The 13,830-nt window shown below is 39.9% G+C and carries 12 protein-coding genes, 1 other RNA gene and 1 pseudogene; 1 reads left to right on the forward strand and 13 read right to left on the reverse strand.

All coding sequences use genetic code 11. The features are described from left to right. Positions 1 to 75 precede the first annotated feature (75 nt). Positions 76 to 172, reverse strand: an RNA gene (gene ffs, locus FTU83_RS07155) — signal recognition particle sRNA small type. Positions 173 to 463: 291 nt separating this feature from the next. Here ffs and FTU83_RS07160 point away from each other — a divergent pair. Further along, positions 464 to 1,325: pseudogene (locus tag FTU83_RS07160) on the forward strand (YbgF trimerization domain-containing protein). 61 nt (positions 1,326 to 1,386) lie between these two features. On the opposite strand, the gene lpxA reads toward FTU83_RS07160, so the two are convergent. From lpxA to rimO, 12 genes are all read right to left on the reverse strand, one after another. Beyond that, the gene (gene lpxA, locus FTU83_RS07165; RefSeq protein WP_180003887.1) at positions 1,387 to 2,175 is read right to left on the reverse strand and encodes an acyl-ACP--UDP-N-acetylglucosamine O-acyltransferase; all 789 of its coding nucleotides are present in this window, start codon (positions 2,173 to 2,175) and stop codon (positions 1,387 to 1,389) included. Then, on the reverse strand, positions 2,172 to 2,657 hold the full coding sequence (gene fabZ, locus FTU83_RS07170) for a 3-hydroxyacyl-ACP dehydratase FabZ (RefSeq protein WP_171263789.1): 486 nt from the start codon (positions 2,655 to 2,657) through the stop codon (positions 2,172 to 2,174). Before fabZ ends, lpxA begins: the two co-directional genes overlap by 4 nt. A 5-nt stretch (positions 2,658 to 2,662) precedes the next feature. Continuing rightward, positions 2,663 to 3,733 carry a UDP-3-O-(3-hydroxymyristoyl)glucosamine N-acyltransferase gene (gene lpxD, locus FTU83_RS07175; RefSeq protein ID WP_180003885.1) on the reverse strand — a complete coding sequence of 357 codons (1,071 nt, stop codon included), beginning with the start codon at positions 3,731 to 3,733 and terminating at the stop codon, positions 2,663 to 2,665. A 3-nt stretch (positions 3,734 to 3,736) separates the two neighbouring features. After that, complete coding sequence (locus tag FTU83_RS07180) at positions 3,737 to 4,237, reverse strand: OmpH family outer membrane protein (RefSeq protein ID WP_180003883.1); 501 nt, start codon at positions 4,235 to 4,237, stop codon at positions 3,737 to 3,739. A 41-nt stretch (positions 4,238 to 4,278) separates the two neighbouring features. After that, positions 4,279 to 6,825 (reverse strand): outer membrane protein assembly factor BamA, encoded by a 2,547-nt coding sequence (gene bamA, locus FTU83_RS07185; RefSeq protein WP_373683921.1) that lies wholly within the window; start codon positions 6,823 to 6,825, stop codon positions 4,279 to 4,281. Next, positions 6,806 to 8,161, reverse strand: coding sequence for an RIP metalloprotease RseP (rseP, locus tag FTU83_RS07190; protein WP_078193531.1), 1,356 nt, complete (start codon positions 8,159 to 8,161; stop codon positions 6,806 to 6,808). Before rseP ends, bamA begins: the two co-directional genes overlap by 20 nt. A gap of 3 nt (positions 8,162 to 8,164) precedes the next feature. After that, positions 8,165 to 9,361: a 1-deoxy-D-xylulose-5-phosphate reductoisomerase gene (gene ispC, locus FTU83_RS07195; protein WP_180003881.1), complete on the reverse strand. Its 1,197-nt coding sequence runs from the start codon at positions 9,359 to 9,361 to the stop codon at positions 8,165 to 8,167. Further along, entirely contained in the window at positions 9,362 to 10,186 is an 825-nt protein-coding gene (locus FTU83_RS07200) for a CDP-archaeol synthase (RefSeq protein WP_078188722.1), read from the reverse strand. Beyond that, positions 10,187 to 10,942, reverse strand: coding sequence for a polyprenyl diphosphate synthase (gene uppS, locus FTU83_RS07205; RefSeq protein WP_111883757.1), 756 nt, complete (start codon positions 10,940 to 10,942; stop codon positions 10,187 to 10,189). A gap of 6 nt (positions 10,943 to 10,948) precedes the next feature. Further along, positions 10,949 to 11,503 carry a ribosome recycling factor gene (frr, locus tag FTU83_RS07210; protein ID WP_078188724.1) on the reverse strand — a complete coding sequence of 185 codons (555 nt, stop codon included), beginning with the start codon at positions 11,501 to 11,503 and terminating at the stop codon, positions 10,949 to 10,951. A gap of 79 nt (positions 11,504 to 11,582) precedes the next feature. After that, on the reverse strand, positions 11,583 to 12,311 hold the full coding sequence (gene pyrH, locus FTU83_RS07215; protein ID WP_078193535.1) for a UMP kinase: 729 nt from the start codon (positions 12,309 to 12,311) through the stop codon (positions 11,583 to 11,585). A 45-nt stretch (positions 12,312 to 12,356) separates the two neighbouring features. After that, complete coding sequence (rimO, locus tag FTU83_RS07220) at positions 12,357 to 13,700, reverse strand: 30S ribosomal protein S12 methylthiotransferase RimO (RefSeq protein WP_078193536.1); 1,344 nt, start codon at positions 13,698 to 13,700, stop codon at positions 12,357 to 12,359. Positions 13,701 to 13,830: the final 130 nt, after the last annotated feature.

The raw sequence follows: 13,830 nt of genomic DNA on the forward strand, positions 1-13,830 counted from the left end.
ACTAAAATAAAGAAGAATCTAGGATTAAAAAAAATGAGAGGACGTTTAATTTATTATGATTGAAACTGGTGGCAACCCTACCAGCAAGACTTCGGCACATCATATTTCTACTACCGTTGCTACCTTCCGGTCCTGGCGGGGTTTGTAGAGTACAATTGCGAAGTAACCGGCAGGGCTACCATTGCAAGAACAGAGTATAGAGATTTTTGATAAACATGCAAGACTAAAACCAAGAATTCCTGAGTAGAAAACACTGTTTGATTATTTATAAATCAATATGATGGTCGATGATGTAGAAAACGTGAAACATCATCACTATATTTTTACTTTAATACACAACAAGATTGTAAAAGCTTATTGCAATTCAGAACTTTGGCGTTTTTAATGTGCTTATCGTTTTATCTAAAGCAGTCTGTAATAAAACTATTCAATACGGACATGCTTGCAACTACATGGAATTTTTATGATGTTTAAACAGCATGTATTGTGTGCCCTTACATTGACTTGCTCAGGTACGCTATTTGCCAATATTCCAATTGAATCTCGCGGTTTGAGTGGCGCAGATAATGGCACTGTGTATACAGCAAATAATACAGCCATTCAAACAGGTGCTGGCTCTACCCCTACGCCAACAAATTTAAATTGGCAGCTCATGCAGAAGAACCAACAGCTCGAAAATGAATTGCGTAGCTTACGCGGTAAAATGGAAGAGCAAGACAATATTATCGAACAATTAAAAAGTGAACTTACAAACCGCTATGCAGATTTAGATCAACGTTTAGAGCTACTCCAACAAAAAGTAGATCCGAGTGAAGACACAGAAGCTGCGGAGGATAACCAACAAGGTACTGCACCCAGCAGCAGCTAATACAACCCCTACACCAGCTAAACAACCTACGACCCAAGCAACATTAAGCTCATCTGCAAAACAACCTGTAAATGCAGGTGGTGACTCACTTGAGCTTGAGAAAGCAGCTTATACCGTTGCTTTAGATGCATATAAACAAGGTGGTGCGAAAAAAGCCATTGCACCAATGAAAAACTTTATTAAGAATAATCCTAATAGCGTCTACATCAGCAATGCATATTTTTGGTTAGCTGAGTTCAACCTTGCTGTTGAACCGACCAACTACGCAGAAGCGAAAAAGAACTATAGTATCGTGGTAAATCAATACCCTGAGTCGACCCGCGCGCCTAGAGCGTTATATCAACTGTATAGCATTGCAAAAGACGTAGATCGAAACAGCAGTTTAGCAACGCAGCTCAAAACCAAGCTTACCCAAAAGTATCCAAAATCTGAAGAAGCAGGCTTTGTTAAAAAATAGGACTTTTTTTTAACGCAAAAAAAAAGACACCTTATAAGGTGTCTTTTTTTATTCGCAGCATTTAGCGTACGATACCGCGCTTAGACTGCTCAAGTGAGTCGATCAACAATTGCGCTTCTGCCACTTCAGGCAAAATTTCAGTACGAATACGTTCAATCGCTTCATTCGTCGTTAATCCATCTTTATAGATCAATTTAAAGGATTCACGTAAACCTTGAATCACATTTTTAGACCAACCTTTACGACGCATTCCTTCAATGTTCATGGCAAAAGCATGGGCTGGATTACCAGATACCATGACATAAGCAGGTACATCTTTCAAAATAAGAGATGCACCACCAATCATACTGTAAGAATCGATTTTACAGAATTGATGAATACCAGAGTTACCACCTACGATGACATAATCACCGATGTGGACATGGCCTGCAACGCCGACGTTATTAGCAAAGATATTGTGATCACCTACCACACAGTCATGTGCAATATGTGTATTGACCATCAATAAATTATGACTTCCAACTTTAGTTAGACCCTGATCTTGAACAGTACCACGGTGTAAACTACAGTGTTCACGAATCGAGTTATGATCCCCGATTTCTAACCACGTTTCTTCACCAGCATATTTCAAGTCTTGGCAAACTTCACCAACACTGGCAAATTGAAAAATTTCGTTATGTTGACCAATACGGGTATAACCACCCACCACAACATGTGAATGCAGTTTAGTACCCGCTCCAATTGTGACATGAGGACCAATAATACAATATGGTCCAATTTGCACATCCGGAGCAATTACTGCTGATGAGTCAATAATGGCGGTAGGATGAATTAATTCGTTATTGCTCATGCTGTCTCTGTTTTCTGATGCGAAACCATAATTTCCGCGGTTGCTGCGACTACGCCATCTACAGTGGCAACACAATTATATTTGTAAATGCCACGCTTTTGCATCACTAATTCTGATTTTAATACAAGTTGATCGCCTGCAACGACTTGTTTTTTAAATCGGACCTTTTCTGCACCAGCAAATAAGAACAACGAACCCGCTGAAGGTTTCTCATTATTCATGATGAAACCTAAGATACCCGACACTTGCGCCAATGCTTCAACAATCAGCACACCCGGCATAATTGGGTATTCAGGGAAATGACCCTGTAAAAATTCTTCGTTAATCGTTACATTTTTATAGCCTACAATCCCGTTGTCAGTCACTTCAACAACACGATCAACCAATAAAAACGGATAACGATGTGGCAAATATTCACGAATAGTCTGAATAGTCATTGGTAATTCAGGTTTTGTGAAAGCTGGGGTATTCGACTCTGTCATCATAATTATTTACGCAATTTAAATGTTGATTCAAGGGACTCAATTTGAGACTGCATATGATCAAGTCGTTTGACCAATTGGGTCAATGGCACATCTGCTAATTGTTTAAAGCGGATTGCTGCCTTTTTCCAAGAACCACTTTCAAGCATTGGCGTACCTGAAGAATAACTCCCAGCAACGGAAATACTTTTTGTGACCATTGACATACCAGTAATTGTCACATTATCTGCAATATTAATGTGACCTACGATACCAACAGCCCCTGCTAGCACACAATTTTTGCCAATAGTTGTACTACCTGCAATGCCACATTTCGCAGCCATTGCTGTATTTGCACCAACTTTGACGTTATGCGCGATTTGCACAAGGTTATCAATAATGACACCATCTTCCAAAATTGTGTCATCTAAAGCACCACGGTCGATACTACAATTTGAGCCAATACGCACATCATTCCCGATGCGTACAGAACCTAATTGAGCAATACGATGCCATTTCCCTTGATAAGGCGCAAAACCAAACCCTTCACCACCGATCACCGTATTTGCATGGATACGTACATGATCACCTAACTTAGCTTCACCAGTAATCGTCACATGCGAATCGATAAAACAATCTTTACCAATTTCAACACCATGATCAATCTTCACTTGTGATTCAATGCGAGTTCCTTCACCCACCACGCTATTCGCACCAATCACCACATAATGCCCAATATAAGCAGTATCAGAAATGATTGCTGAAGGATGAATTTGGGCAGTACTTTCAATTCCTGTTTCTACAGATTTTTTTTCAAAAACATGCGTCAGAATAGCGAAAGCCAGATACGGATTGGGTACAACAATGAAGTTTTGCTGTGAAGGGATTTGTGACTGCATCTCTGCAGTCACAATCAGCGCACCAGCCTGAGACTGTTGAGCTTCATTCAGATACTTATCTGCGTTTAAAAATGCAAGCTGATGCGGTTGAGCACTCTCTAAACTTGCCATTCCACTGAATAGCAAATCTAGCTGGCCAATACATTGACCTTGAACAAGTTGAGCAAGCTTTTCTAAACTGAATTTTTGAGAATTCATTGATTATTTAATTGCATTAACCTTTTGAATCATTTTATCAGTTAAATCAAACTTAGGGTCATACGCAAGTGCTGAATTTTTATTCAAAACAACATCTAACTTATTTTCTGTGCGCAATTGTTCTGCAACTTGCTTGATTCGTGTATCCATCGTGCGATTTAAAGACTGAATATTCCCTTGAACCGAAGCTTGAACTTTTTGCTGTAAATCAGTCAGCTCTTTAAGTTTAGTTTGATACTGTTGACCCATTTGCTGCTTTTGCGCAGCAGTCAACTTATCACCACCCTGCTGAGCTTTTTGCTGCATTGCTTCCAGCTCTTTAGCCAGTGATTCAATTTTAGTGGTTTGTGGTTTCAATTGCTGTTGAATTTGAGCATTTTGTTGTTTTATATAAGTGCTTTGATCCACCACCTTTTCTAAATCAACCACACCGTAACCTGCTGCATGTACCACAGCAGAACATGACATACCCAATACCGCCAAACCAGTAAATAATTTATTCATCTTATCAACCTGTAATTTTGTTATTCCCAGAAGGGTCGTACTTAGAAGGTACGACCAATCTCGAATTGAATTTCTTTTGTTTCATCGCCAGCTTTGTCATTAAGCGGGAATGCATAACTCAGTGAAATTGGACCAATCATCGTGATCCAAGTAAAGCCTGCACCAACGCTATAACGCATGTTATTCATATCAAAGCCGTAGTTATCTTTACAGTATTGACGGTCTTCACTAGATTTAGGAACGTCACATTGGGTATCAAATACTTGTGCGCCTTCAGCAAATAATACTGGACGAACTTGACGCGCCCAATCGCCTTTAAATGGCACAGGTAAAGCTAATTCAGTACCAAATTGAATTAAAGCATTACCACCGACTTCTTCTGGGTCATAATCTTTTTCACCACGAGCATCATAATAGACACCGTCATATTTTGGACCTAAGGTGCTGTTGTCATAACCACGTACCGAACCAAAACCACCTGCATAGAAGTTTTTATAGAACGGTAAATCATTACCATAACCCAACTTACCATAGCCACGGAGCACAAAGTCTTTACCTAGTGGGAAATAAGCTTGTGCATCGTAAGTGACTTTTTGATACTCAACATCACTACCTGGTAAAGCAATTTCAGTATTTACGCGATGCGACATACCTGATGTTGGGAATACAGGACGGTTAAGCGTGTTATACGACCAACCTAGGTTTAAGTTATAGGTTAAAAACTTTCCTTCAAACGCACTTTCGTAATCATTATTAACTATGTTCGCTTCAGGACATGTCCATTCAAGATTGCTAGGATCAGGATTTACAATTGAACATGTATTAAATGAATTAGAATCAATGGTTTTACCACCATTTGCCTTCAAATAATCACGCACATATGTAGATACATACTCACCTGTTGTTACCTTGGTTTGATCTACATTTAAACCCATACTGATACTTTGGTTTTCATCGATCGGATAACCAAAGTTGATACCACCACCAAAACTGTCAGTGACGTAGTTGTTAACGTTATAGTCGTCATCTAACTTGGTTTTACGGTAGTACATATTATAACCACGACGTACACCATCAATAGTGAAATACGGGTCAGTTACACTGAGGTTGTAGTAATCTTGAGTCTCAGAACGTGACAAATCGATAGAAACTGCATTACCTGTACCCAAGAAGTTGGTTTGACTCAAACCTGCTTGGAAAGTTACACCGCCACTTTGTGAGAAACCAACAGCCAAAGTACTTGTACCTGAATGCTGTTCTTCAACATTCACATTTAAATCAATTTGATCTGGCGTACCCGGAATACGTGCAGGTTTAACATCAACGGTTTTAAAGAAGCCTGTACGCTCTAAACGCACTTTAGACAAATCAATTTTTTCGTTACTTGCTAATGCGCCTTCCATTTGACGCATTTCACGACGTAGAACTTCATCAGCTGTTTTCGAGTTACCTGTAAAATTAATGCGGCGAACAGTGACTTGCTGACCCGGATTCACATAGTAATTTAAATCGACCAATTTGGTGTCTTTATTGATTTCAGGAACAATGTTCACTTCTGCAAAGTAGTAACCTGCGTTACCGTATTTACGAAGTAAAAGTTGTTTCACACCATTCACTTTTTCTTGTGAATATAAGTCGCCATCTTTATAGAGTTTTAAAGCGTTTAAATCAGTTTGCGTATAAAGCGTATCACCTAAGAAATGAGTTTTACCAAACTTAAATTGTTCACCTTCATCCACCGAAACTTCGATAAAGACGTGTTTTTTATCTTCACTCAAATTCAGACTTGAATTGGTAATGTTAAAGTTGATGTAACCTTTGTTGAGATACATCGCACGTAAAGCTTCTAAACTCGCAGCCATCTTTTCACGTGCATAACGGTCATTACGAGAAATGATCGAGTTCCAACCACTTTCTTTTAATGCAAAAATTTGTTTAATTTCGCTTTCTTTAAAGACCGTATTACCAATGATATTGATATCAAATACTTTGGCAGATTGGCCTTCTTCAAACTCGATTAAGACATTAACACGGTTGTTTGGTTGAGCGGTTGTAATAACTTTGACATCAGCATCATAACGACCTTGCTGCATGTACTGTTGTTCTAATTCAGTTTCAACCGTTTGCAAAGATGATTTCTTTAAAACTTCACCTTCGGACAGACCCATTTTCTTTAAGCCTTCTTCCAAGGCTTCTTTAGGAATAAGTTTATTGCCTTTTAGCTCAACTTTAGAAATAACTGGACGTTCAACCACTGTATATACAAGGGTATTACCGACTTGTGTAGACTTCACATCATCAAACAAACCCGATGCAAACATGCTACGAATTGAGTTTGAAATGATTTGATCATTGACACGATCACCAGCGGAGAATGGGATCATTCCGGCTACATTGTCAGGAGTTAAACGCACTAAGCCATCAACACGAATATCTTGTACTACAAAATCATCTGCTGCATATACTTGTTGTGCTACGGCCATAGCACTAACCAGTGCCAATGGCATAAATAAATGTTTGTGCTGCATGCCAGTCTTTTCCGCTGTTAATTTATTTCGTATAACGTTCTTATAAACGCATAATGTCATTGAATAGAGCCAGTAGCATCATGCTACCCAGCAATACCATACCAATTTTTAATCCAACCAATTGTATTTGTTCAGAAACAGGTTTACCACGAATTAATTCAATAAAATAGTAAATTAAATGACCGCCATCGAGCATAGGAATCGGTAGTAAATTTAAAATACCCAAACTTACACTCATCAGTGCCATAAATGAAATGAAGGTTTGCCACCCCATCTCAGCACTTTGTCCAGCCACTTTCGCAATAGTAATCGGACCAGATAAATTATCTAAACCAACCAAACCACGCACCATTTTTACAATAGAATTCAGGATCATACTAGATATTTGACCTGTTTTTTCTACCGCTTTGCCCATCGCCTCTACAGGCGTGTATTGAATGGTTTGTTTGTATTCGGCTGGAATATTGACTTTACCCGGATCACTTTGTACACCTAAAAGCCCTGTGACTTTACCCATTTGGTCACGCTTACCTTGCGGCATCACGCTTAAATGCACAATTTTATTTTGTCGTAAAACATCAATTTTAAGTAACTTTTCTGGAGAAGCTTGTACAACTTGTACAACATCAAACCAGTCTTTCATTTTTACGCCATCAATCGAAACAATTCGATCACCCACTTGCATCCCTTGGCGAATCGCTGCGCCATCTTCACTGAGTTTTGAAACCACTGCAGGAATTTCAGGACGATACGGTGTAAAACCTAGAACATCGAGTGGTGACTGAGTTTGATCACGTAAGAAACTTTGAATAGGTAAACTGAAGTTTTGAATTTGCCCTGCTCGTTCAGCTTGAATTTGAATATTGCCAGTTTCACCTACACGATCAACCAAGGCATAATTCAAGCGCTCCCAAGTGGATACTTGAGTGCCATCTACGGCAGTAATTTTATCACCAGACTGCATTTGCGCAGCTGCTGCAGGCGTATTCGGTAAAATTTTACCTACGCGCGTATTCAGCTGTTCCTGAGCTGGTAAAAATAAAATCCAAAACAACACTACTGCAAAAGCCAAGTTGATGAGTGGCCCTGCCGCAACAATTGCAATACGTTTCCAAGGGTGTTGTCGGTTAAATGCTTTTGGTAAGTCTTCTGCTGCGACATCACCTTCTCGTTCATCCAACATTTTGACATAACCACCCAGTGGTAATGCAGACAGTTGATATTGAATACCCGACTTCTTTGACGTCCACTTAAGTAGTGTTGGGCCAAAACCAATCGAATACACCAAAACCTTTACGCCCAGTTTACGTGCAACGAAATAATGCCCAAATTCATGAATCGCTATCAGCGGTCCAAGTAGCAATATTGCTGCAATAATCATAAACAAGGCATTCATGTCTTAACTTCCTGAATTCAATACTGCTTTTTCAGCAACCATACGTGCCGATTTATCTGCATGCAAAATAACATCAATATTATTTGCAGCTGAGTTTTCAACTTGCCCCAACACATGTTCAACAATTTGAGGGATTTGAGTAAAGCCAATTTTCTCATGCAAAAATGCTGCCACGGCGATTTCATTGGCTGCATTTAAAATCGTAGGAGCTAAGCCTCCAGCCTTCATGGCTTGACGTGCTAATTTTAGCGCTGGGAATCGCTGTATATCAGGCTGTTCAAAATTTAACTGAGAATGAATAAATAAATCTAATGGAGGCACATGTGTTTGAATACGCTTCGGCCATGCTAATGCATGAGCAATAGGCGTACACATATCAGGATTACCCATTTGCGCCAAAGTCGAACCATCTACATATTGAACCATTGAATGAATGATACTCTGTGGATGGACAACAACTGTTACAAATTGTTCTTCAACTGCAAAAAGATGACAGGCTTCGATCAATTCCAAGCCTTTATTCATCAGCGTTGCAGAATCAACAGAAATTTTTTGCCCCATCGACCAATTTGGATGCTTACAGGCTTGTGCAGGCGTCACACTTTGTAATTGTTCTAAACTATGATGTAAAAATGGACCACCAGACGCGGTGAGTAAAATTTGTTTGACACCTAGTTTTGGCTGACCATGACGTTCACCTTGTAGATAAGCTTCAGGCAAGCATTGGAAGATTGCATTGTGTTCAGAATCGACTGGCAACAACAAAGCATTATTTTCACGTGCGGTCTGAATCATGATGTCACCCGACATCACGAGCGCTTCTTTATTTGCAAGCAACACGCGTTTACCTGCTTTCGCAGCAGCCAATGTAGGTAGCAACCCTGCCGCACCCACAATAGCTGCCATGACCACATCAACCTGTGGATGTTCTGCTACTGCGATTAATCCGGCTTCATCATGCAGGATTTCAATATCAGTTAATTTTTCAGCTACGAGTAATTGGCGCAGTTCATCCACTTTATTGAATGGAACAACTGCGATTTTCGGTCGATATTGTTTGCATATTTCGACAAGTTCTACAATTCGGCTATGTGCAGTGACTGCAAAAACTGAATACTCTTCGGGGTGCTGTTGCAGAATCTTTAAAGTACTTTGACCAATGGATCCTGTTACACCCAATATACAAACAGATTGTGACATCTATAAATCTACGCCAATTAATTTTAAAACATACATACCTGCTGCAAAGATAGGTGCTGCAGCAAGCAACGAGTCGATACGGTCCAGCACACCACCATGTCCCGGAAGAATACGACCAGAATCTTTGATCCCTGCACGACGCTTGATCATCGATTCAAATAAATCACCAAGTACTGAACTAAATACCGTTATTACTGAAAGTATTAAAAATAAAATATGTTCAGCGATGCTTAAATCAAGATAAATAATTTCAACAACAATAACAATTAGCATTGCAGTGAATAGACCGCCATATAAACCTTCGATCGATTTATTTGGGCTCACATCTGGTGCAAGTTTTTTCTTACCAAATTTACGTCCCACGAAGTATGCACCACTGTCTGCACCCCATACCAACAGGAACAGATACATGAGCCACCAAGGTGAGTTCATCCACACAGAAAAAATAGCAGTTACCGCAGCAGGAACCAAGACTAAGCCTATACCACTCAGACTTGGGTTATACCAGTTGTCGTATTCAGGATAAGACTTCACCCAATAGACACTTAAGATCCAAGTAAAGATTGAAGCTGCCCAAAGCAGTAATGCAACATCAGTAAAATGCAATGCTAGTGCTGAAAGAATAGCAGTGACTAGACCATAGCCCCAAGCGAAAGGTTTAATCACATTTTGTGTATTACGCGGCATGAGTTTAAACCACTCATAACCCGCGACAGCTGATGCAATAATCATCAGCACAAGCATTGGGTATTTAGACTCGGTTGCAAACATGCAACTCAATACAACTGAAACCAGTACCAATGCGGTTATTATCCGCTCTAACATTTATTTATTCTCAAACTGCTCTTGTTGAATCTGCTCTGAGGTCTTACCAAAACGACGTTCACGACCACCAAATACCGCTAGTGCATCGTCAAATTCTTCAATGGTAAATTCAGGCCATAATGTCTGGGTAAAATAAAGTTCTGCATAAGCAGCTTGCCAAAGCAAGAAGTTCGAAAGACGGAAATCACCACCTGTACGAATTAACAAATCTACCGGAGGTAGATCACTTAAACTGACATATTGACCAAAGACTTCAGCATCCACTGCTTCAAGATTTATTTTGTTAGTTAAAACATCTGCTGCGATTTGTTTTGCAGCCTGTGCCATATCCCACATACCACCGTAACTAATTGCAATAGTTAAAGTCATGCTGTCGAAATTAGCAGTCCTTTGTTCGGCTTGCAACATTAAGTCACGTAAGTTAGGAGATAAACGAGAACGATCACCAATAAAACGTAGGGAAATGTTAAATTTTTCCATACGCGGCAACTGCTCATGAATGGTTTCTTCGAGAAGAGCCATCAACAGATCAACCTCAAACTGAGGACGATTCCAATTTTCACTCGAAAAAGCAAAAACGGTCAGTGCTTGGATATTTCTTTTACGACAATGTTCAACGATGGGATCTAGGATGTCCTTTCCAGAACGATGCCCTTCACCTTTTTGCATTTGATTCTTTTTGGCAAAACGATTGTTGCCATCCATAATGATGGCAACATGTTTTGGAAGACGGGAAGTTTCTTCAGATGAGGTCATTAAAACTTAGACCTTCATCAATTCAGCTTCTTTTGCAGCCAGACGTTTTTCAACTTCAGCAACGAATTTGTCTGTGATTTTTTGAATGTCATCACCCGCACGACGCTCATCATCTTCAGAAATTTCTTTTTCTTTCAACAATGCTTTGATATCACCCAAAACATCACGACGGATGTTACGGATCGCAACTTTTGCATTTTCAGCTTCGTTACGTGCAACTTTCTGCATGTCTTTACGTGTTTCTTCTGTTAATGCAGCCATAGGAACACGAATGGCATCAGCAGTAATCGGGTTTAAGCCCAAGTCAGATTCACGGATTGCTTTATCAATTGCAGCAACCATTGAACGTTCAAAAGGCTGAACAAGTAACGTACGTGAATCTTCTACGCCTACGTTCGCCACTTGGTTTAATGGCACATCAGAGCCATAGTAAGGAACCATAACACCATTTAAAATTGATGGGTGCGCGCGCCCTGTACGAACTTTGGCAAAACCATGCTCTAGAGAATCTAGAGATTTGTTCATACGGTCTTCTGCGTCTTTTTTAAGATCGTTAATCATGTGATCTTCCTTACTTAATTCGAAAAGATGTAAATTCTAAAATAGCTTGTAGTATAAAGAGCTTTAGGGCCCACGTACATTAGTTCGTAACGTGAGTACCCTCTTTTTCACCCATTACCACTGAAAGTAATGAACCAGATTTGTTCATATCAAATACTTGAAGTGGAACGTTGTGGTCACGGCACAAGCAGATCGCAGTTAAATCCATCACACCCAGTTTTTCATCTAAAACTTGGTCAAATGTTAATGCATCGTATTTCACTGCATCTTCATATTTGCTTGGATCTTTATTGTAAACACCATCAACCTTCGTCGCTTTAAGGATAAGATTGGCTTCAATCTCGATACCGCGTAAGCATGCTGCTGTATCTGTCGTAAAGAATGGGTTACCCGTACCTGCAACAAATACACAAACTTCGCCACGAGTTAAATGACGAATTGCATCACGGCTAGAATATGATTCAACTACAGCACCAATGGGTAAAGCTGACATTAGACGAGTTTTGATATTACGACGTACCAAAGCATCACGAAGTGCCAAACCGTTCATTACAGTGGCCAACATACCCATTTGATCACCTGTTACACGGCCAACCAAACCATCTTTTTGTAACTGGCTGCCACGGTAAAGGTTACCACCACCGACAACGATACCCACTTGAACACCCAAACCAACAAGGTGCGCAATTGCGAGTGACATTTGATCGAGCACTTGTGCATCGATACCCATCTCTTTATTGCCCGCTAAAGCTTCACCTGAAAGCTTAAGCAGGATGCGACCAAAACGTGGTTTTTTAGAATCAAGCATCATCAACTCCGAATTATTTAATTTCAATTATTTTTAATGAATCGTTTAAGCAGACTTAACCGAGATTAGTTTTGCAAATAAGTCATATTCATCTGCATCTGTGATTTCTACTTCAAGTAAATCACCTGCTTTAATCACTGACTTATCGATATCTTCAACAAAAACATTACCGTCAATTTCAGGTGCATCTGCATAAGAACGTGCAACAGCAACTGGGAACTCTTCTTCAAGATCATCCACCAGTACTGTCATTTTCTGACCGATACGGCTTTGCAATTTCGCAGCAGAGATTTCTTGCTGAACTTGCATGAAACGTTCATAACGCTCTTGTTTGATTTCCTCAGACACATGATCTGGCAAATCATTTGCAGTCGCGCCTTCAACTGGTGAGTAAGTAAAACAACCCACACGATCAAGCTGCGCTTCTTTTAACCAATCAAGCAACATTTGGAAGTCTTCTTCAGTTTCACCCGGGAAGCCCACAACAAATGTAGAACGAATCACAAGATCAGGACATTTCTCACGCCAAACTTTTAAACGCTCTAGTGTATTTTCACTGTGCGCAGGACGCTTCATGAGTTTTAGAATCTTAGGACTTGCGTGTTGGAATGGAATATCCAAATACGGCAAAATTTTGCCTTGTGCCATTAAGTCAATCACAGCGTCTACATGTGGATATGGATATACATAGTGCAGACGCACCCAGATACCCAATTGACCCAATGCTTCACACATGTCATAGAATTTGGTTTTAACGGGCTGACCGTTCCAGAAGTCCAATTTGTATTTGGTGTCTACGCCATAAGCCGATGTATCTTGAGAAATCACAAGGACTTCTTTTACGCCTGCTTTTTTCAGCGCTTGAGCTTCAGTCAATACTGAACCTACTGGACGAGAAACCAAATCACCACGCATGCTCGGAATAATGCAGAATGTGCAACGATGGTTACAACCTTCTGAAATCTTCAAATAAGCATAATGTTTTGGTGTTAATCGAATACCTTGTTCAGGTACTAGATCAATAAACGGATTGTGTTTCGGTGGCTCAGGCACGTATTCGTGCACAGCTTCCATCACTTCTTGATATGCCGCAGCACCTGTCACTTTTAAGACATTTGGGTGCATTTGGCGAATTTTGTCTTCGTCTTTACCTAAACAACCAGTCACAATTACGCGACCGTTTGAACTCATCGCTTCACCAATGGCATCTAGCGACTCTTGTACTGCAGATTCAATAAAACCACATGTATTTACAACTACTAAATCGGCACCATCATAATCTGATGCTACATCATAACCTTCAGTCTTTAACTGAGTTAAAATTCGTTCGGAATCTACCAATGCCTTAGGACAACCTAAAGAAACAAAACCGACTTTGGGGGATTTCATGAATCTGCGCTCCACTATAATCCGCGTATTGTATGTCTTTTCAAAACATAAAAACAGGTGAAAAGGCCACTCTTTATATCACGCACCAAAATAATGCTATAAATTCATCCATATAATTTCATTTGCACCA

Origin of the sequence: Acinetobacter sp. YH12152, from assembly GCF_013418285.1 — a bacterium.
GTDB classification, from domain to species: domain Bacteria; phylum Pseudomonadota; class Gammaproteobacteria; order Pseudomonadales; family Moraxellaceae; genus Acinetobacter; species Acinetobacter amyesii.